We start from the raw sequence: 19,842 nt of genomic DNA, 5'->3' as shown, positions 1-19,842 counted from the left end.
CCAGTGTGCCCCACCGGCGGGTGGTCACAGCTGGTCGTCGGCGAGCTCCGCGACTCCCGTGATCCGGTGCAGCGGATAGGTCCGGACCTCGTCCGCCGTGTGGTCGTACGCCGTCACGAAGCCGCCCTCGACCCGGATGGGGGCGATGACGCGCTGGCTGGCCGCGCCCTCGGCGTTGACGTAGCCGATCCACACCGCCTCGCCCGTCATCACGGCGGCCTGCATGGTCGCCAGGGTCTCGGCGGAGCTGGTGCGGGGCAGGGCGCCGTCACCGGGACGGCCGGGGGCCGGATCGTCCTTGCGCGGGGCCGTGGAGGCGAGGTCCCCGGCCCGGATCGCGCGGATCGCGGCACCGAGGAGCGTGGCGTCGGGCACCGGCGGGCCGTCCGGGACGGGCTCGGGAGCCTGGCGCGGCGGAGTGCGGTGGGCGTGCGCCCGGCTGATCAGCACGTCGCCCTCCGCCGACTCGGCGGCCGGGGCGAAGCCCATCGTCCGCAGACCGGCGAGGAGGGTCGTGGGGTCGGCCTGCGCGACCAGCACCGTCGGCGCGATCCGCCGCACCCCGAACTCCCCCGACCGCTTGTCGGCGAGGATCTCGTTGAGCACCGCCTCGTCGTCGCAGCGCACGTACGCCGACGCCGCCCCGATCCGCAGATGGCCGTGCCGGCGTGCCATGTCGTCGATCAGATAGGCCAGCGGCTGCGGGACCGGCGTACGGGAGTGGGCCGCGAGGAAGGCGTGCAGGTCGGACGCGGAGCGGCCCGCGTCGAGCGCCCGGCGCACCGAGGCCGGGGTGAAGCGGTAGACCGTCGCGCCGCCCTTGGACTCGACGTCCGCGAGCACCCCGAGCGTGTCGGCCAGCGGACGCTCCAGCGGGCCGGGCGCCACCGCCGTCAGGTCCGCCTGGAGCAGGACGTGGTCGAGCGGCTTGGGCAGCAGCGGCGCGAGGAGTCCGGCGGCCCGGGCCGCCGCCGCGGCCCGCTCGGCGGGGGAGTGCGGCGTCGGGACGGCCACGGGAGGGGCGCCGCGCCGCTTGTGGTGGGCGGGAAGCTTGTCGCCCGGGCCGGACGGCTCCGCCGCCCGCGCGCCCGCCGGTGCGGGCAGGCCGAGGAGTGCCCGCCCCTGCGCGGACAGCGCGCCCCGGCCGGTCACCCCGAGCAGTTCCGCCTCGGACAGCGTCCAGCGGGCCAGCCGGGCCCGCAGGCCGTCCGGCGCGGTCCGCACACCGCGCGAGGGCCGTTCCCAGTGCAGCCGGGCGAGGAGCGAGTCCGGGTCGGGGGAGGCGCCCTCGGGGAGCTCGGCGAGCAGGACCAGGACGCGGTGGCGGACCTCGGGCGCCGCGGAACGGTCCAGGCCGGGGCCGAGCGCCGAGAGCGTACGGTCCTTCGCGTCCCGTCCGCCGACGAGACCGGCCGTGCGGGTCGCCGCGAGCCACGCCGAGGCGAGCCGTGCCCAGCGCTCCGCGGCGGGCAGCTCCAGCCACGTGTCGTAGGCCGGTGTCGCCGCGTACCGTTCGTCCGCCTCGCCGTCCGACGCCACCAGGCCCGCCGCGTAGGCGAGTTCGACCCAGAAGGCGGCGACCGGTTCGGGGACGTCGAGCGCCACCGCCGTCCGCTTCAGGTCCCGCACGCTCAGCCCGCCCGCGCGCAGCACGGGCGGGCCGCCCTCGTGCCAGTCCTTCAGCAGCTCCTCGACGGTCGCCAGCGTCGTGTACGCCTGACCGGCCGCGGCGGTGTCCACGGCCCCCGGGCCGTGGACCGCCGCGGCCTCGACCGCGGGGGCCACCGGCTGCGTCACCCGGTGCGCGCGGCCCGCCCGCAGGTGCAGGGCGACCTCCCGGGGCAGGACGACCGTGCCGGGCGCCGTCGGCAGCAGCAGGCCCCGCGCGATCAGCCAGCGCAGATGGGGCGCGGGTTCGGCCGTCACCTGCCCGTACGGCGGCCCCCACACCAGCCGGGACAGCACGTCCACCGCCTCGGCGGGCGCCTCGTCGAGCAGCGCCGACATCCGGCTCCGGTCGGAGAACAGGGCACTGAGCGAGGCGACCGCCGACACCGAGTCATGGGTGGTGGCCAGCCCCGCCTCGGCCACGATCTCCTGGATGCGCCCCGGCGACATGCCCGCGGTGGCCTCGCCGACCGTCGGCCCGAGCCCCGTCGGGGACGGGTGCTGCGGGGACGGCGCGAGCAGCTCACGTGCCGTGCGCACGAGCCGGAGACGGTCGTCTGACCCCCACAGGAGCGCCTGTTCGCGCAGTGTGGCGAGCGCGTGCGGGAAGGCCGCCGAGGCCGCCGGGTCGCCGTCGTCGCCCGCCAGCAGCCCGAGCAGCTCCTCGTACGTCGCCGGCTCCCGCGCCACGGCCAGCGCCTCCGCCGTCTGCAGCGTGAAACGGTCCAGACGCTCCAGGGCGCGTACGACCGACGCCCGGGTGCCCGCCCGCGTGGCCAGCTGGGTGAGGTCCGTGGGGACGGGGGTGATCAGGTCCGGCCGGGACCGCAGGAGGGCGGACAGCGAGGCGTCGTCCCGCGCGCGGAGGGCTTCCGCCAGGGACCGCGGGGCGGTCGTCTCGGGGCTCATCCCGTCAACGGTAGCGGGTGGCACGCCCCCCGGGCCCGGTCCCCGGCCGGTGGACCGTCCGCAGGCCGCGCGATCCCGGGGGCGGGTGGACGTCGTACGGCTGCCCGAGGCCCGGACCGGGCGCTCCCGCGCACGGGAGAACCGGTACCTTCGTCCCGCACGGGGGTATTCAACGCACGCGCCCCGGAGGGGACTTCGTGGGGATCGAGAGCGACCAGCTGGTCTTCGACTATCTGAGCCGGGTCGGTGACCTGGCCCAGCAGCGGCAGTTGCCGTCGGCGACCCGCATGCGCCTGGTCACGGAACTGCGCGAGGAGATCGGCCGCCGCCGGGCCGGAACCGGCGGCGACAGCCCCGCCGCCGTACGCCGCATCCTCGACCGCCTCGGCACCCCCGACGAGGTCGTCACGGCGGCCGGACGGGACACTGGCGGTACCGGGACCGACGGCCGGACCAGGGCCGCCGTGCCGTCCCAGCGCGCCGCCGCCGAACCGGAGGAGCGCACGAGGAAACCGCGCCGCGTCGTCCCCCGCCCCCGCCCGGCCCCGGAGCGGCCCGCCGACGGCGCCGGGGCCGGAACGCCGTCCCCGCCCCATCTGGCGAGCGCGGCCGAACTGGGCGACAGCGCGACCCGGCCCGACTGGTGGCGCACCACCGACAGCCCCTTCGGACTCGGCGACGACGTGCCGGGGTTCGTCGGCGGTGTGGAGATCCCCGAGCTGCTCAAGCCGCCGCCGGGGAAGGGGGACGAGGACGGCGGACCCGGAAAAGGGGCGGACCCGGCGAAGGAGACGGCCGCCGCACCGGGCCCCGAGGACGAACCGCCCGCCGGGGCCGGCGTCGCGCGCCGCTTCCTCCTCCCGCGCTCCGGCCGCTACACCAACCCGCTGCTCCTGTTCGCCGCCGCCCTCCTCGTCGCCGGCGCCGTCCTCGGCAACTGGTTCGCGCTCGGACTCGGCTGGCTGATCGCCTACGGCTCGCGCCGGCTGACCCAGGCGGAGTCGAAGTGGGCCGTCCTCGTCCTGCCGGGGCTGTCCGCCACGGCCGGTGTCGTCTGGCTCTGGGGCCGCGCGAACGGCCGCTGGGGCGCTCCCGTCGCCGAGGGCCACATGAACGAGGCCATGGCCCAGACCTGGCCCTTCGTCGTCCGCGGCGCGGCGGTCGCCTCGGCCCTGTACCTGGTCTGGCGCTCCCAGCGCGGCCGCTGACACCGGACCCCCGGCACGAGGGACCCCCGGCCCTCCGGGAAGGGCTCGGCGTGCGGTCCGGGGAAAAGGCCTGGACCCGGTGCCCGGCGGCCTGGGCACAATGGCCCATATGACCTCACCTGCGCTGACCGTCGGCTTCGACCTCGACATGACCCTGATCGACTCCCGCCCCGGGATCCGCGCCTGCTTCGAGGCGCTGTCGGCACGGACCGGGACGCACATCGACGCCGATCTCGTGGTCACCCGGCTCGGGCCGCCGCTGGAGCAGGAGCTCGCCCACTGGTTCCCGGCCGAGTGGATAGAGGAGATGGCCGGCCTCTACCGCGAGATGTACCCGGAGCACGCGATCACCGGCTCGCTCGCGATGCCCGGCGCGCGCGAGGCCGTCACGGCGGTGCGGGCGGCGGGCGGCCGCGCGGTCGTCGTGACCGCGAAGTGGGAGCCCAACGCCAGGCTGCACCTGGACCACCTGGGCATCGACGCCAACGACGTCGTCGGCGGCCTGTGGGCCGAGCAGAAGGCGGTGGCGCTGCGCGAGCACGGAGCGAGCGTGTACGTCGGCGACCACACCGGTGACGTGCGCGGCGCGCGCACCGCCCGGGCGTACAGCGTGGCGGTGGCGACCGGGCCGTGCGACGCGGAGGAACTGCGCGCGGCGGGCGCGGACGTCGTCCTCGGGGACCTCACGGAGTTCCCGGCGTGGCTGGAGGGCCACCGCTGAGGGCACGCCGGATCCGGCACCGGCGGACCCGGAGCCGGTCCGCGGGGACGGACGGCGTCGGGACCGGGTGCCTCGGGAACGGGGGCGTCAGGAACGGGCGGCGCGGGCCCGGCGGCGGCCATCGGCGGCCGACCGGAGTACGCCCGCCGCGGCCAGCACGAATCCGACTCCCATCAGCATGCTCAAGCCGAACATGTAGAACGGAAAAGGTTTCGTTCCCAGCAACAGCGGTGCCACGGTGACCAGTGTGGCGAGCGCTCCGACGAAGAACACGATGGCACCGGCACGGATCAGCCCGTCACCGGCTTCGGGGGAATTCGCTTGGGTTTTGTCACGCACCGGACCAGGGTAGTTCCCTGCGCGAAGGAACAATCCAGCGACGTCTTGTCACGAGCCGACGGACCATTGGCCTTGGTACCGGCGGGTCGGCTGACCCGCTGTAGTGCTATCCAGAGGCGTTTCCCGGGCAGTTGCCCCTGCAACCACCCGAGCCGTTCCCGAAGAAGTTCCCGAGGAGTACGAGGACGCAGGAAGACGTGCCCACCGGCAAAATGAAGTAGGTCATGTAGACACACAGGGACCGATAGCCTCGCTTCCATGACACCCGGTCTGCGCTACCTCGCATGTCTCCGTCTCTCTGCCGACTCGGACAGTTCCACATCCATCGAGTGGCAGAGAGGTGTGATCCGACACCACGTTGCCGCGCCCCACCTGTCCGGCGTCATGGTGGGCGAAGCGGAGGACGCAGACGTGTCCGGTTCCATCTCCCCGTTCAAGCGGCCCAAGCTGGGCAAGTGGCTTACGTCCCGAGTCGACGACTTTGACGTGATCATCGCAGCCAAGATGGACAGGCTCACCCGTCGCTCGATGCATTTCAACGAACTGTTGGAGTGGGCGCGGGAGCACGGGAAGTACATCGTGTGCGTAGAGGAAGGGTTCGACCTCTCCACCCCTCAGGGCAAGATGATGGCTCGCATGACGGCCGTGTTCGCCGAGGCCGAGTGGGACACGATCCAGGCCCGCATCCTCAATGGCGTACAGAGTCGTCTGGAGAACCGCTCCTGGCTGGTGGGGGCTGCGCCGACCGGCTACGCCATCAAGGCGATCGAGGGCGGGAAGCGGAAGGTTCTGGAGATCGACCAGGGCTTCTACCCCTACGTGGAAGAGATCTTCCGGCGCATTCGTGAGGGACAGTCCACGCACCGGATCGCGCGGGACTTCAATGCCAGAGGCGTACCCACATGGGGAGACCGTCTGAGGGAGCTGAGGGGGGAGAAGCCCAAGGGGACTCAGTGGCAAGCCACGATCATCAACAAGTTCATTCGCTCCTCATGGGTCCCAGGGCTCTACACGTACAAGGGCGAGGCTGTCCTGGGCGATCAGGGAGAGCCGGTGATCCTTCCTGAGAAGCCTCTGGCCACGATGGACGAGTGGACAGACCTGGTGGACCGGATCAAGCCTGCGTCCAAGGGTGAGGGAGCGGAGAGCCGGGTCAGTACCAGGAGCCTTCTGGCCGGCATCGCACGATGCGGAGCCTGCGGAGCGGCCGTCACCTCTCTCCTGAACTCGGGGCACGTCAAGAAAGACGGCACCAGGGTTCCGGGGCGCAGGTATTACCGCTGTTCCGACAAGTTCAAGGGAGGCACGTGCACGGAGGGCTTTTCCGTCCGCTCCGACGTCCTTGATGCATGGGTTGACGAGCAGATCCAGGGGAGCGTGGGCCAGTGGGCCATGTACGAGCGCGCCGGAACGGGACCGAGCCAGGCAAGGGAACTTCAGTCGGCAAAGGCGCGGCTGGACAAGCTCGAAGCCGACTACATGGCAGGCGAGTACGACGGAGAGGGACAGGAAGAGTCCTACCGGCGTATGCACAAGGGTCTCTCGGCAAAGGTGGCTCTCCTGGTGAAGCAGGAGGCGGAGAGGGCTCACCCGACCCTCAAGGCGACCGGCCGGAAGTACGGAGAGGTCTGGGGAGCCAAAGACCAGGAAGACCGCCGAGAGTTCCTGAGGGGCTATCAGATCAAGGTCTACGGGTGGAACCAGGGGGCCGACGAGAGCGACAAGGGTTTGGTGATGGATCTTGGAGACATCCGCACCATGGTCGAAGAACTCTTCCCTGACCGAATCGGGAAAAATAAGGTTGAAAGAGTCTTCACTCGCAACGCGACCAAAGAGCAGCGTCATAAGATTGTTGACGCTCTCACGAAGCCCTGACGGAGCCCCGTTGTGTTTTCCGCGGTCCCGCAACGGGGTCGCTGGTCTCCGGGCCCGGGAGGTGCCGTCGGAGACGCTGACGAAGCCACTCGTCTCCTCTCCCCCCCGCGACGCCCAGGATCGGAAAAGACAACAACTTCTCACGATCGTGGAGAAGGCTCTGTCTCTACGTCGGAGCGTCGTGACGAGTCGCGTCGGCGCGCCACCAGAGTGGTACCGGTGACCACCAGGCCGATCGCCACGGCCTTCGCAGCCTGGTAGATCAGTGAAGGGCTGGAACTCGCCCGGCCCAGGAACGCCCACAGGAGCAGACCGAGTCCAGAGAGCGTCAAGAGGAAGCCGCCGATCGGGCCCAGGCCTCCCCAGCTCCAGGGAGATGCCGCTAACTCGTGCTCCGTGACAGGTTTTTCACGTTCATCAGCTGTCATGGCTCGCACATTAATGCAAGTCCGGTCCGCGGTCGTACAGGCCCGGACCAGGCCAAGTAAGCGACGTGCACAGGCCGCTCAGCCTGTGCACGAGGGACCTCGTCGGCGTCGTGCCCGCCACCTCATGGACTTGTGCAGGCGATCTGCTCAAGGGGCAAGGATCAGGTGCGCCTGGCACCGACTGCCGAAGGACTTCCCGCCCTGGCCCACTGTGTACTGGTACTTCACCTGGTGGCACGACGACGGGACCGTCGAGCAGGTCCACGACACGTTGCGTGGCCGGGTCCGTGAGACTGACGGCCGTACCGCGGAGCCGACCGCCGGGCTGATCGATTCGCGGTCCGTGCGTACGGCCGATACGGTCCCGGTCGGCCCCCGGAGCTTCGCCGCAGGCAAGAAGGTGAAGGGCCGCAAGCGGTTCATCGTCACGGACACCCTGGACCTGCTGCTGGTGGTTCACGTGGTCGCGGCGAACATCCAGGATCGCGACGGCGCGAAGCGTTCGTTGCTGTGGTCCCCCTGGACCATCCGGGCGTGCAGAAGATCTGGGCGGACCAGAGCTTCGGCGGCCGCCTCGTGGAGTGGTCACGCACGATCCTCGGCCGCGAACTTGAGATCGTGCGCAAGGCCCCGGACCCGCGCGGATTCCAGGTCCAGCCCAAGAGATGGGCGATCGAGCGCACCTTCTCGTGGCTCACCGACCATCGCCGCCTCGCGCGTGACTACGAGACCGGTCCGGCCCGCTCAGAGACCATGATCCGCTGGGCAATGATCGGCATCATGGTCCGCCGACTCGCCCGTGGCCGACCAGCGACGCGTCCGGGCCGGCGCTTGCTCCTGCGAGATGTTCCGTGGATACGTCGGCCTTCTCTTCCACGGGAGCGTGCTGCGTCGGTGCGCTATTGAGCCAGAAGGCGCTCAGCCCCCTGTTGCGCGTCAGGGGGCAGGCTGGTCGACGTCGAGACGCCGGTCAACTTCGAAACGATCGCGCGAAGCTCTCGGCCGAGTTCGGGAAACTCGGTCCGGACTGCTGGTTTCCTGGTGAGGACCGCGGACAGCAGATCGCCTTCGTCCATGTGCCCCTCTGCCATCGGGTTGTCCCGCAGCACCTCCAGCGCCAGTGGCAGGAGGTAGGAAGGAGGGCGTCACCGATCGATTGTCCTACGACCAGATCTCAAACGTGGTCTCAGACTCTCCGGGCCCATGACGGGAACCAGGGCAGAACTCCTCTTGCAGCTCTATCGGACCCATGCCAATCGGTGGGGGTCTTCTGCTTCTGCCGGCTCCGCGCAATCCGGTACCGGCACGGGTTTGGCCGGGCAGCAGCCTTACGCGCCACGGGGAAAGCCAAGGGGTGCTGAACGCCCCTCGGTAAACCTCTGCAACCACTTTGAGCCCTTGCCTACCCGGTAAGAGCTCACTCCCGTTTTAAGGCGTGTTCGGCTGGAGAGACCCCCGGTAGGCTGTCATGACGGCAGTTCAAAGGCGTCCGGCCAGTCCGGGGCAGACAGAGGGAGCGTGTGCTTTGCCGACTGGCAAGGTCAAATGGTTCAACACTGAGAAGGGCTTCGGCTTTCTCTCCCGCGACGACGGCGGCGACGTCTTCGTCCATTCCTCGGTCCTGCCCGCCGGAGTAGAGGCACTCAAGCCCGGCCAGCGTGTCGAGTTCGGTGTCGTCGCCGGTCAGCGCGGCGATCAGGCCCTCTCGGTGACCCTGCTGGAGCCGACCCCCTCGGTCGCGGCCGCCCAGCGCCGCAAACCGGACGAACTGGCGTCCATCGTCCAGGACCTGACGACCCTCCTCGAGAACATCACGCCCACCCTGGAGAACGGCCGCTACCCCGAGAAGGCTTCCGGCAAGAAGATCGCGGGTCTGCTGCGCGCGGTCGCCGACCAGCTCGACGTGTGAGCGGTAGTCAGGGGAACGCCAGCGCGTCCGGTCCGAGGGGCGGCACCAGCCCCTCGGCCGCCGCACGCGTGAGCAGCCCGCGGACCGCCGCGTAACCGGACTCGCCCAGGTCGGCCGTGAACTCGTTGACGTACAGGCCGATGTGCTGGTCCGCGACGCCCGGGTCCATCTCCTGGGCGTGTTCCAGGACGTAGGCGCGGGAGGCCTCGGGGTCGTCCCAGGCGGCGCGGACCGAGGCGCGGGCGGCCTCGGCGAGCTCCTGGAGCCGCTCCGCCCCCAGCGACCGCCTGGCGATGATCGCGCCCAGCGGGATCGGCAGCCCGGTGGTGCGCTCCCAGTGCTCGCCCATGTCGGCGAGCTTGTGCAGCCCGTAGTTCTGGTACGTGAAACGCGCCTCGTGGATGACGAGCCCCGCGTCGACCTTCCCGTCCCGTACGGCCGGCATGATCTCGTGGAACGGCATGACCACGATCTCGCCGACCCCGCCGGGAACCGTGTCCGCCGCCCACAGCCGGAACAGCAGGTAAGCCGTCGACCGCTCGCTCGGCACGGCGACGGTACGCCCCGTAAGGTCGGTACCGGCCTCCTTGGTCAGCACCAGGGGGCCGCAGCCGCGCCCCAGCGCCCCGCCGCACGGCAGCAGCGCGTAGTCGTCGAGGACGTACGGCAGCACGGCGTACGACACCTTCAGCACGTCGAACTCGCCGCGCTCGGCCATGCCGTTGGTGATGTCGATGTCCGCGAAGGTCACGTCCAGGGCGGGCGCGCCCGGGACGCGGCCGTGCGCCCAGGCGTCGAAGACGAAGGTGTCGTTGGGGCAGGGCGAGTAGGCGATCCGCAGGGCTTCGGCGGATTCAGTCAGTGAGCTCATGGGGGTTCCAACTCTCCAACAGGGGTCCCAGCTTCCCGAACGCCCCGGTGAGGGCCGCGAGGGCGTCACCGATGCGCCACGCGGCGCGGTCCCGCGGGCCGACGGGATTGGACACCGCGCGGATCTCCAGCACCGGCACGCCGTGCGCGCCGGCCGCCTCGGCGACCCCGAACCCCTCCATCGCCTCGGCGAGGGCGCCCGGGTGCCGGGCGCGCAGTTCGGCGGCGCGCCCGGCGCTGCCGGTCACGGTCGACACCGTCAGGACCGTTCCGACACGGCCGCCGGTGGCGGCGGCGACTTCTCGTACGAGTGATTTCGGAGGCCGGTGGCTGACGGTCCCGAAGCCCAGTTCGGTGACCGGCAGGAACCCTTCCGGCGCCTCGGCGCCCAGGTCCGCCGCGACGATGTCGTCGGCGACCACGAGCGAGCCCACGGGAGCTCCGGGCTGGAATCCGCCGGCGATGCCCGCGCAGACGACGAGGCGGTACGGAGCGCCGCCGAGGGCGGCGGCGGTCAGCGCGGCGGAGACGGAGGCGGCGGCGAGGGCGGGGCCGACACCGGCGGCGAGCAGATCGTGCCCGCCGGCCCGGTGGAGCGTCGCCCCGGGGAGCCGTATCTCGTGCGCCGTGCCGGACGACGCCGCGGCCACCGCTTCCCTCTCCGCGGAGACGGCGGTGGCCACGAGCACCCTCGGCCCGGCGGCGGCGGTCAGTTGTCCGTGTCCTTCTTGAACTTGAAGGACCACAGACCGGTGGCCGTCGTCTTGCCCTCCTTGATGGAGACGAGGGTCGAGCTGCCGCTGGCGCCGTACTGCTGGTTGAAGAAGACGCTGCCCGGAATCGTCAGGTACGTCTTGTTGGTGGTCTCGGGCAGCAGCTGCTGCCCGTTCATCAGGATCGTCCAGCCTTTGTCCGCGATCTTCGGGTCCACGCCGAACCGTACGGTCGCGTCGGGGTCGACGGTGATGGACTTGATGTCCTTCGACCGCAGGCAGCTCGTCAGGTCCGCGGTCTTCAGGGCGTCGCCGTCGTTGTAGCAGTCGGCCTCGGAGCTCACCGACTTGGTGCCGACCGTGACGGTGGCCATCGGGGTCGGCTTGTCACAGGCGGACAGGGCGAGGAGTCCGGCGGAAACGGCGCCGACCGTGGCGACGGCGCGGCGACGGCGCGCAGCGCGGTGTCCATTAGCGGCTCTGCCGCGGGGCAGGGAGGTCATGACCGAAGGTTATCGGGCACGTCCACCGGTGCCCCCACGTGGGGTGCGGCGTGCCGTGCGCGGCCCCCGCGCGGCTCAGGAGACGCGGGGGCGCGACGAACCGCCGCGCCGCGCCACCTGGAGCAGTCCCCGTACGGTCGTCAGCCACCCGACGGCGACGATCCCGGCGGCCACGGAGAGGCCGAGCGGGCCGTTGAGCGGCATCGCGATGCCGATGGCCCCGCCGAGGACCCAGGACATCTGGAGCAGTGTCTCGGAGCGGGCGAACGCCGAGTTCCGGACAAGTTCGGGGACGTCGCGCTGGATCAGGGCGTCCAGGGACAGCTTGGCGAGGGCCTGCGCGAAGCCGGCGATCGCCGCGAGGCACGCCACCATCAGGGTGCCGAAGAAGAGCGCCGCCGTGATCGCGGCGGCCACCACGACCGCCACCACCGTCACGATGATGATCTCCGGGGCGCGCTGCTTCAGCCAGGCGCCGACGGCCGTGCCGAGCGCGTTGCCCACGCCCGCCGAGACGACCACCAGGCCGAGCGAGACCGCCGCGCTCTTGCCGGTGAGCGGGTGCTCGCGCAGCAGGAAGGCGAGGAAGAAGATCAGGAAGCCGGACAGACAGCGCAGCGAGGCGTTGGCGCCGAGGGCGTGGGTGACGGCCGTGCCCACGGTCCGCAGATTGGGGCGCGGGGGTTTCTTCAGGTGCGGGCCGTGCAGATGGTCCGCGTCGGCGGCGAGCAGCGCCGTGTCCTCGCCCTTGGCGGAGTCGACCTTGGGCGGCAGCGAGAACGACAGGAACGTGCCAGCGATGAAGATCGTGAAGGCGCCGTAGAGCGGATAACGCGCCCCCAGCGTCTGGAGCAGGGCGGCGACGGGTCCGGCCACACCGGTGGCGAGGAGCCCGCCCAGAGTGACCCGGGAATTGGCCTTGACCAGGGAGAACGTGGGTGGCAGCAGCCGCGGTACGACGGCGCTGCGCACCACGCCGTACGCCTTGGAGGCGACGAGCACGCCGAGCGCCGCGGGGTACAGCTCGAAGGTGCCGGTGACGACCGCGCTCGCCAGCATCAGCGCCAGCATCGCCCGCGCGAGCATCGAGCCCGCCATCGCGGCCCGCCGGCCGTGCGGCAGACGGTCGAGCAGGGGGCCGATCACGGGGGCGAGGACGGCGAAGGGCGCCATGGTGATGCCCAGGTAGAGGGCGACCCGGCCGCGGGCCTCGTCGGTCGGCACGGAGAAGAACACGGTGGACGCCAGGGCCACCGTGATCATGACGTCGCCCGCGCCGTTCACCGCGTGCAGTTCGATCAGTTTCCCGAGGCCCGACTCACCCGCGCCGTGCGCGTGCGTCGCCTTGCGGATGCCGTGCGCGGTCTTGCGCACCGGGAAGTGCAGGGCGCGCCCCACCGCGCGGACGGATCCGGTCAGCCGGCCCGATCCGCCACTGCGGTTGCTCCCCTTGGCGCCACCGACACCGGTTGCTCCCTGGGGCGACCTCGCGGATGTCACTCCGTCATAGTGCCCCGAGTTCGGGGTGCGTAGTGCGGTTACCGTGCGTACGGGGCCGAGTGGGGTCATGTCGGGACCATCGGACCGGGCGGAGGGGAAACTTTCGGTGCGGAGCGCCGGGGCATCGCCGCGGGGCGGCGGAGAACGGGTCGCGGGGCGGCAAAGATCCCGGCGCGGAGCACCGAAGACGGCCGCCGGTGTGGGCCCAGGAGCCAGGAGAAGGTAGCGTGCGTAACGCGCCTGCGGCGATTGTTCTCGGCCGCGCGCCTCTCGGCCATCCCGCAGAATGGATGGCGTAGGTGCGCCCGAGTGCGATCGGGCGCGGACGTCGACGCGGCCCACCGGTCCGCTCCGTCCGCACCCCCGCCGAGGAATGGCGCACCCGTGAGACGGCGTAGGAGAGAAGCGATACCTGTGAGCGCAGCGACAACGCGAAGCCGCACCCCGGACCGTCTGTGCGCGGAGGCCGTCGACCTCGCCCGCGCGGCCGCCGAGGAAGCCGCCTATCCCGGCGTCGTCGGCGAACACCTCGGGATGGTCTCCGAGGGGGACCGCGTTGTCACGCACTACTTCGAGTGCAAGGAACCCGGCTACCGCGGCTGGCGCTGGGCGTCGACCGTGGCCCGCGCCTCCCGCGCGAAGATCGTCACCCTCGACGAGACGGTCCTGCTGCCCGGCACGGACGCGCTGCTGGCCCCGGAGTGGGTGCCGTGGAGCGAGCGGCTCCGTCCCGGCGACCTGGGCCCCGGGGACCTGCTGCCCACGGACGCCGAGGACCTCCGGCTGGAGCCGGGCTGGTCCGGCGAGGACGAGCCCGCCCCGAACTCCGCGGTCTCCGAGGACATGGCCGAGCTGGTGGAGGCGGAGGACGCGGAGGTGACGGCGGGGACGCCCGCGAACCTGCCGATGGCCCCGCGCCGGGGTTCGATCACCGCCGTGGCCGAGGAGCTGGGGCTCCGTCGGGCCCGGGTGCTCTCCCGGTACGGGCTGCACGTCGCGGCCGACCGCTGGGAGGACTCCTACGGAGCCAGGACGGCGATGGCCCAGGCCGCGCCCGCGTCGTGCGTCAGCTGTGGCTTCCTGAACCGCATCGGGGGCTCGCTCGGACAGGCGTTCGGTGTCTGCGCGAACGAGTTCTCGCCGGCGGACGGGCGTGTGGTGTCCCTCGCGTACGGGTGCGGGGGGCACTCGGAGGCCGCGGTCATGCCGAAGCCTCCGCGGCCGCCGCTCCCGGTGATCGACGAGACCCAGGTGGACCCCTTCCCGCTGCGGCCGTCCCCCGACTCGGGCTCGGTCCCGGCGACCACCGACGAATCCCAGGCGGAACTGGGCCACTCGTAGTCTTCTCCGGCCCCGGGGCCTTCGTCGGCCCCGGGGAACCGGCGCCCGCACCATCCCCGGCACGGGCGCGGGCCCAGCCTGTTTTCGCCCCCTCCGCCCCTACCCTTCCCGTCCCTGGGGCTCCGCCCCAGACCCCGCTCCTCAAACGCCGGAGGGGCTGAAACTTTCGCCGGTCGGGGCTGTGACCGGCTGGATCCTGCACCCGCAGTCGGGATTCGGCGGGAGGGGCCGTGCCGGTACATCGAATGCCCGCAGGCCGGACGGATCAGCACCCACCCGCACTTCTCAGCGCCGATGGGATCCGTTCGGATGCGGGCGGATGTACTGGCGCGGCCCCGACCCCCCACCGGCCCGGAGCGACCGACCGCGCGCGGTACCTTCGTGCCGCGACCCGGTGCAGCACTCGCGGTCGCGCCAGGCGAGAGGGAGAGTGAACCCGTGAGTAAGTTCGTGCGGCCGGCCGCCGAGGGCGCGGACCCGTTCGGCACGGCGCGCCTGCGCCGCGGAGTGCTGGACGCCTGGGCGACCAGCCCGGCCAGGTTCCGCGAGGACGCCAACGCCGAGGAGGACCTCGTCCTCGGCGGGTACCGCGACCGCCTCGTCGTGGAACTCGCCCAGAACGCCGCCGACGCCTCGGCCCGCGCGGGCACCCCGGGCCGTCTGCGCCTCACGCTCCGCGACGGCGTCCTGGTGGCGGCCAACACCGGCGCCCCCCTCGACGCGGCCGGCGTCGAGTCGCTCGCCACCCTCAGGGCCTCCGCGAAGCGGGACGCCCCCGGCACGGCCGTGGGCCGTTTCGGCGTCGGCTTCGCCGCCGTCCTCGCCGTCACCGACGAACCCGCCGTCGTAGGACGGCACGGCGGCGTCCGCTGGGCGCTCGCCGAGGCCCGCGACCTCGCCGCCGGCACCGCCACGGACAGCCCCGGCCTCGGCGACGAGATCCGCCGACGGGACGGCCACGTACCGCTGCTGCGGCTGCCGTTCGCCGCCGAGGGCACCGCCCCGGACCCGTACGACACCGCCGTGATCCTGCCGCTGCGCGACGCCGCCGCCGAGGACCTCGCCGAGCGTCTCCTGCGCACCGTCGACGACGCCCTCCTGCTGGCCCTCCCGGGCCTGGAGGAAGTGGTCGTCGAGATCGGCGACGCCGAGGTCCGCACCCTGCGCCGGACGGGAGCCGAGCACGGCACCGTCATCGACGACTCCCGCGACGGCACGACCCGCTACCGCACCGTCGCCGCGCACGGCCCCCTCGACGCCGCCCTGCTCGCCGACCGCCCGGTCGAGGAGCGCCTGCGCCCGCACTGGTCCGTGACCTGGGCCGTCCCGGTCGACAGGGAGGGAGCCCCGGCCCGCCCCCGGACCAGCCCGGTCGTGCACGCGCCGACGCCCAGCGACGAGGCCCTCGGCGTGCCCGCGCTGCTCATCGCCTCGTTCCCGCTCGACACCACCCGGCGCCACGCCGCCCCCGGCCCGCTGACGGACTTCCTGGTGGAGCGCGCGGCGGACGCCTACGCCGAGCTCCTCGCCTCCTGGCGGCCGGTGGACGCCGGGATCATCGACCTGGTGCCCGGCCCGCTCGGCAAGGGCGAACTGGACGGAGCGCTGCGGCAGGCGATCCTGGACCGGCTGCCGCGCACCGCGTTCCTGCCGCCCGCCGCCCCGCCGGACCGGCTGCCGAGCGTCGACGCCCCCGAGGACTGGCCCGCGAGCAGCACCGCGGAGAACCCCGCCGCCCTGCGGCCGCGGGACGCCGAGGTGGTGGAGGGCGCGGGCGCCGAGACCGTCCGGGTGCTCGCCGAGGTGCTGACCGGTCTGCTGCCCGCCGGGCTCGAACGGCGGGTGGAGCTGCGCACGCTGGGCGTCGCCCGGGTCGCGCTCACCGAGGCCGTGGACCGGCTGGCCGGCCTGGAGAAGGACCCCGAGTGGTGGTACCGGCTGTACGACAGCCTCGCCGGGGTCGACCCGGACCGGCTGTCCGGACTGCCGGTGCCGCTGGCCGACGGCCGCACGACGATCGGGCCCCGCCAGATCCTGCTGCCCACCGCCGGGGAGTCCCTGGTCGCCCCCGGCACGCTCGCCAGGCTCGGCCTCAAGGTCGCGCACCCGGACGCGGCCCACCCGCTCCTGGAGAAGCTGGGGGCCCTGCCGGCCTCGCCCCGCGCGGTGCTCACCACCCCGCAGGTGCGGGCCGCGGTGGCCGCCTCGCTCGACGACGAGGGCGGGGCGTGGGACGAGGACACCCTGGACGCGGAGGAGCTCGCGGACACCGTCCTCGCGCTGGCCCGTGACGCCGCGCTCGAACCCGGTGACGAGCCCTGGCTCGGCGCGCTCGCCCTGCCGGACGACGAGGGCGAGCTCGTTCCCGCCGGTGAACTCGTGCTGCCCGGCAGTCCGTTCGCCCGGATCATGCGCGAGGACGAACTCGCCTTCGTCGACTCCGAGTTGACCGAGCGCTGGGGCGAGCAGCCGCTCGCCGCCTGCGGGGTGCTCGCGGGCTTCGCCCTGGTGCGCGCCACCGACGTCGTGCTCGACCCGGACGAACTGGAGCCGCGCGAGGGGGACTTCGCCGAGCCCGACGACGCGGGACTGCTGGACGCGGTGGACGTGTGGTGCGAGGACGTCCTGGACCGGCTGCCCGACTCCCCGGTGCCGCCCGTCGCCACCGAGATCGTGGCCGTGCGGGACCTGGACCTGGTGGACGACGACCGGTGGCCCGAGGCCCTCGCGCTGCTCGCCCAGCCACCGCTGCGGGACGCGATCATCCAGCAGGTGCGCATCCTGCTCCCGGACGGCACGCACGAGATCGTCCGGCCGTACACGGCGTGGTGGCTGCGCGGGCACCCGGTGCTCGACGGGCGCCGCCCGGCCGGTCTGCGGGCCGCGGGCGGCGATCCGCTGCTGCGCGGGCTGTACGACGAGGCGGACGCGACCGGCTTCGAGGACGAGCAGGTCCTGCGGGCGCTCGGCGTGCGCACGTCCGTGGCCGCCCTGCTCGACGAGCCGGGCGGAGCGGCCGAGCTGCTCGACCGGCTCGCCGACCCCGGGCGCCCGGTCACCGGAGCGCAGCTGCACGCCCTGTACGGCGCGCTGGCCGATCTCGACCCCGAGCAGGTGACGCTGCCGGACGAGCTGCGGGCGGTCGTGGACGGCGAGGTGCGGGTCGTGGACGCGGCCGACGCGGTGGTCGTGGACTCCCCGGATCTGCTGGCCTTCACCGACGGGGTGCCGCTGCTGCCGGTGCCTCCGTCGCGGGCCGCGGAGCTCGCCGAGCTGTTCCAGGTGCGGCGGCTCAGCGAGTCGGTCACCGGCGAGGTGACCTCCGAGGGCACCGAGCACGACGTACCGGAGTCCGTACGGGTCCTGCTGGGCCCGGCGACCCCCGCCTCGTACGTCGAGCACGAGGAGCTGGTGGTCGACGGCACCGAACTCGACTGGCGTCGCACCCGGGACGGGGTGCTGCACGCCGCCACCCTGGAGGGCGTCGCCGCCGGACTCGCCTGGTCGGCGGGCCAGTGGCCGCGCCGCTTCGAGGTCGCCGCGCTGCTGGAGGACCCGTCCCGCACCGAGGAACTGGCCAGGGACCGCTGGTTCGACTGACCCCCAGCCCTCCAGGAACGCCCGCCCCCGCGACACCCCGGGGCCGGGCGTTCCCTCACGTCCGCCACCGCTGTGTAAAGCGATCACAAAGACTGCGGCCGCTCCACCCCACCCGTACAACCATGCGCACCCCTCGCTAATCTCACCCCCTGAGTCAACAGACTCACCGATCACTTGGGTCCCGCGCCGACGACGAACCGTTCGGAACGACCAGCGCCGGGACCCCTTCTCCACCTGGGGAACCCATGCGTATACGAGCCACTGTGGCCGCCGTCTCCGGCGCCCTGGCCCTCGCCGCCCTCGCCGTGCCGGCCGCGCACGCCGACGAGGTCGAAGGCGACACCACGATCTCGAACGTCGTCGTGAACGGTGGCAAGCCGGTCGTCGTCGGCGCGACCACGACGAAGACCATCACGGTCAGCTTCACCGTCAAGGACGCCTCGGGCGTCGACTGGGCGCAGGCGATCCTGTACCACGGCACGAACATCGACTCGTCCGACAGCGGTGCCGTCGCCACGAGCAGCAACCACCGTGCCACCTGCACCGTGGTCAGCGCCACGACGTCGAACTGCAAGTCGACCTTCGAGATGGAGCCGCAGTACAACCTGATCAACTCGGTGGCCGGCGGCTGGAAGGTCTGGGCGATCGCCACGGGCAAGGACGCCGACTACACGCAGAAGGACAACGCCAAGAGCTTCCAGGTCCAGCGTTACTCCAAGCTGACCGTCAACGCCTCGCCGGAGCCGGTCAAGAAGGGCAAGACCGTCACGGTCACCGGCGCGCTGACCCGCGCGAGCTGGGACGCCGGCAAGTACTACGGCTACGGCACCCAGTCGGTGAAGCTGCAGTTCCGTAAGGCGGGCACCAGCACCTACACGACCCTCAAGACGATCACGACGGACAGCTCCGGCAACCTGAAGACGACGACCACGGCCACCGCCGACGGTTACTACCGCTACAGCTTCGCGGGCACCTCGACCACCTCGACCGTCAACGCCACGGGTGACTACGTCGACGTGCAGTGACGCCTGATGTGAAGCACCTGGTGTGAAGCACCTGATGTGAAGTACCTGATGTGACCAGAAATCCCCGGCCCCAGGGCCGGGGATTTTTGTCTGTTCCGGCCATGTGTGTGCCCGTTTCGCCGCCCCGCACCGGAAGGTGTTCGTGCGGGTCGCACAAAAAATTCATCTCCGGTGCAACCGTTCGGGCACCTCGATGATCTTCACTGACGAGTCATCAGACTCCGCCGACACCTGGGCCCCGTGACCGCGAGCCGTGAGGAACGACCACATCCGGGCCCTGTCTCCACTGGGGGGATCGCATGCGTATCCGTGCCACCGTGGCCGCCGTCTCCGGCGCCCTGGCCCTCTCCGCCCTCGTCGCTCCGGGCGCCCACGCCGCCGGTTCCGACGACCACCGCGCGGACATCGCCAAGGTGCGGGAAGCCGCCCGCGCCGCTTCCGGCAAGACCCCGTTCACCGGTTCCACCGGCTCCGACGGGGAGCCCTACGAACTCGGCCTGAACTTCTCGAACGTGGTCGTCAACAAGGGCAAGCCGATCGTCGCCGGGGTCTCCAACCAGGTCACCGTTCCGGTCACCTTCGAGATCAAGTACACCGCCGACGTCGACATCACCGCCGACGACTTCTTCCTGGACGTCGAGCTCTACCGCGGCTCCTACGACGAGCCGACCGGCCTGCTGATGGGCGACGACTTCCCCTCCTGCACCGCCGCCGGGACCCAGGCCGCCAAGTGCAAGGGCACCATCGACGTCTACCCGGCCGACGAACTGGCCAACGCCGACGCCACCACGTGGAAGGCCATGGGCACCGCGATCGCCTTCAACGGTGTCGACCCGGGCGACGACGACGCCGACCTGAGCAAGATCGGCTACGTCGACCAGGACATGCCCAACATCACCAGCAAGCTCCAGCGCTACTCCAAGCTGACGGTCAACGCCGCGCCGGAGCCGGTGAAGAAGAACAAGACCGTCACGGTCACCGGCAAGCTCACCCGCGCCGACTGGGAGACCCACACCTACCGGGGCTACACGGGCCAGTCGGTGAAGCTGCAGTTCCGCAAGAAGGGCAGCAGCACCTACACGACCCTCAAGACCATCAAGTCGGACGGCTCCGGCAACCTGAAGACGACCACGAAGGCCACCGTCGACGGTTACTTCCGCTACAGCTTCGCGGGCACCTCGACCACCCCGGCGGTCAGCGCCACGGGTGACTACGTCGACGTGCGGTAAGCGC

The 19,842-nt window shown here is 71.9% G+C and carries 16 protein-coding genes and 1 pseudogene; 10 read left to right on the top strand and 7 right to left on the bottom strand.

Annotated features, from left to right (window positions below):
* Positions 1 to 24: 24 nt before the first annotated feature.
* On the bottom strand, positions 25 to 2,577 hold the full coding sequence (locus ACICHK_RS18490) for a helicase-associated domain-containing protein (protein ID WP_406837796.1): 2,553 nt from the start codon (positions 2,575 to 2,577) through the stop codon (positions 25 to 27).
* Positions 2,578 to 2,774: 197 nt separating this feature from the next.
* Here ACICHK_RS18490 and ACICHK_RS18485 point away from each other — a divergent pair, with 197 nt between their 5' ends.
* Both ACICHK_RS18485 and ACICHK_RS18480 read left to right on the top strand, forming a co-directional pair.
* Positions 2,775 to 3,785: a hypothetical protein gene (locus ACICHK_RS18485; RefSeq protein WP_406837795.1), complete on the top strand. Its 1,011-nt coding sequence runs from the start codon at positions 2,775 to 2,777 to the stop codon at positions 3,783 to 3,785.
* A gap of 100 nt (positions 3,786 to 3,885) precedes the next feature.
* Positions 3,886 to 4,506: an HAD family hydrolase gene (locus ACICHK_RS18480; protein WP_406837794.1), complete on the top strand. Its 621-nt coding sequence runs from the start codon at positions 3,886 to 3,888 to the stop codon at positions 4,504 to 4,506.
* Positions 4,507 to 4,593: 87 nt separating this feature from the next.
* On the opposite strand, the gene ACICHK_RS18475 is transcribed toward ACICHK_RS18480, so the two are convergent.
* Positions 4,594 to 4,845, bottom strand: coding sequence for a hypothetical protein (locus tag ACICHK_RS18475; protein ID WP_406837793.1), 252 nt, complete (start codon positions 4,843 to 4,845; stop codon positions 4,594 to 4,596).
* Positions 4,846 to 5,103: 258 nt separating this feature from the next.
* Here ACICHK_RS18475 and ACICHK_RS18470 point away from each other — a divergent pair, with 258 nt between their 5' ends.
* From ACICHK_RS18470 to ACICHK_RS18460, 3 genes and pseudogenes are all read left to right on the top strand, one after another.
* Positions 5,104 to 6,720: a recombinase family protein gene (locus ACICHK_RS18470; RefSeq protein WP_406837792.1), complete on the top strand. Its 1,617-nt coding sequence runs from the start codon at positions 5,104 to 5,106 to the stop codon at positions 6,718 to 6,720.
* A gap of 426 nt (positions 6,721 to 7,146) precedes the next feature.
* A pseudogene (locus ACICHK_RS18465) lies at positions 7,147 to 7,644 on the top strand (transposase); the annotation flags it as partial.
* Between the two features lie 38 nt (positions 7,645 to 7,682).
* Positions 7,683 to 8,054 carry a transposase gene (locus ACICHK_RS18460; RefSeq protein ID WP_406837791.1) on the top strand — a complete coding sequence of 124 codons (372 nt, stop codon included), beginning with the start codon at positions 7,683 to 7,685 and terminating at the stop codon, positions 8,052 to 8,054.
* On the opposite strand, the gene ACICHK_RS18455 is transcribed toward ACICHK_RS18460, so the two are convergent.
* Complete coding sequence (locus ACICHK_RS18455; RefSeq protein ID WP_406841257.1) at positions 8,048 to 8,275, bottom strand: contact-dependent growth inhibition system immunity protein; 228 nt, start codon at positions 8,273 to 8,275, stop codon at positions 8,048 to 8,050. The two genes, ACICHK_RS18460 and ACICHK_RS18455, sit on opposite strands and share 7 nt — an antisense overlap.
* 398 nt (positions 8,276 to 8,673) lie before the next feature.
* On the opposite strand from ACICHK_RS18455, the gene ACICHK_RS18450 reads away from it, so the two are divergent.
* Entirely contained in the window at positions 8,674 to 9,057 is a 384-nt protein-coding gene (locus ACICHK_RS18450) for a cold-shock protein (RefSeq protein ID WP_406837790.1), read from the top strand.
* A 7-nt stretch (positions 9,058 to 9,064) separates the two neighbouring features.
* Here the strand turns inward: ACICHK_RS18450 and ACICHK_RS18445 are convergent, their stop codons facing one another.
* From ACICHK_RS18445 to ACICHK_RS18430, 4 genes are all read right to left on the bottom strand, one after another.
* Positions 9,065 to 9,928 (bottom strand): 1,4-dihydroxy-6-naphthoate synthase, encoded by an 864-nt coding sequence (locus ACICHK_RS18445; protein WP_151469408.1) that lies wholly within the window; start codon positions 9,926 to 9,928, stop codon positions 9,065 to 9,067.
* Positions 9,912 to 10,610, bottom strand: coding sequence for a futalosine hydrolase (locus ACICHK_RS18440; RefSeq protein WP_406837789.1), 699 nt, complete (start codon positions 10,608 to 10,610; stop codon positions 9,912 to 9,914). Before ACICHK_RS18440 ends, ACICHK_RS18445 begins: the two co-directional genes overlap by 17 nt.
* 26 nt (positions 10,611 to 10,636) lie before the next feature.
* Positions 10,637 to 11,143: a DUF2771 domain-containing protein gene (locus tag ACICHK_RS18435; RefSeq protein WP_406837788.1), complete on the bottom strand. Its 507-nt coding sequence runs from the start codon at positions 11,141 to 11,143 to the stop codon at positions 10,637 to 10,639.
* A gap of 75 nt (positions 11,144 to 11,218) precedes the next feature.
* Positions 11,219 to 12,643: an MFS transporter gene (locus ACICHK_RS18430; RefSeq protein WP_406837787.1), complete on the bottom strand. Its 1,425-nt coding sequence runs from the start codon at positions 12,641 to 12,643 to the stop codon at positions 11,219 to 11,221.
* Positions 12,644 to 13,057: 414 nt separating this feature from the next.
* On the opposite strand from ACICHK_RS18430, the gene ACICHK_RS18425 reads away from it, so the two are divergent.
* From ACICHK_RS18425 to ACICHK_RS18410, 4 genes are all read left to right on the top strand, one after another.
* Positions 13,058 to 13,984 carry a DUF3027 domain-containing protein gene (locus ACICHK_RS18425; RefSeq protein ID WP_406837786.1) on the top strand — a complete coding sequence of 309 codons (927 nt, stop codon included), beginning with the start codon at positions 13,058 to 13,060 and terminating at the stop codon, positions 13,982 to 13,984.
* A gap of 438 nt (positions 13,985 to 14,422) precedes the next feature.
* Positions 14,423 to 17,584 carry a sacsin N-terminal ATP-binding-like domain-containing protein gene (locus tag ACICHK_RS18420; protein WP_406837785.1) on the top strand — a complete coding sequence of 1,054 codons (3,162 nt, stop codon included), beginning with the start codon at positions 14,423 to 14,425 and terminating at the stop codon, positions 17,582 to 17,584.
* 245 nt (positions 17,585 to 17,829) lie between these two features.
* A complete protein-coding gene (locus tag ACICHK_RS18415; protein WP_406837784.1) occupies positions 17,830 to 18,609 on the top strand; it encodes a calcium-binding protein in 780 nt (259 codons plus the stop codon).
* 299 nt (positions 18,610 to 18,908) lie between these two features.
* Positions 18,909 to 19,838 carry a hypothetical protein gene (locus ACICHK_RS18410; RefSeq protein WP_406837783.1) on the top strand — a complete coding sequence of 310 codons (930 nt, stop codon included), beginning with the start codon at positions 18,909 to 18,911 and terminating at the stop codon, positions 19,836 to 19,838.
* Positions 19,839 to 19,842: the final 4 nt, after the last annotated feature.

Source organism: Streptomyces sp. AHU1 (genome assembly GCF_045343905.1).
In the GTDB taxonomy this organism is placed as follows: Bacteria; Actinomycetota; Actinomycetes; order Streptomycetales; family Streptomycetaceae; genus Streptomyces; species Streptomyces triticiradicis.
This window is presented reverse-complemented; position numbering and strand designations above follow the sequence as displayed.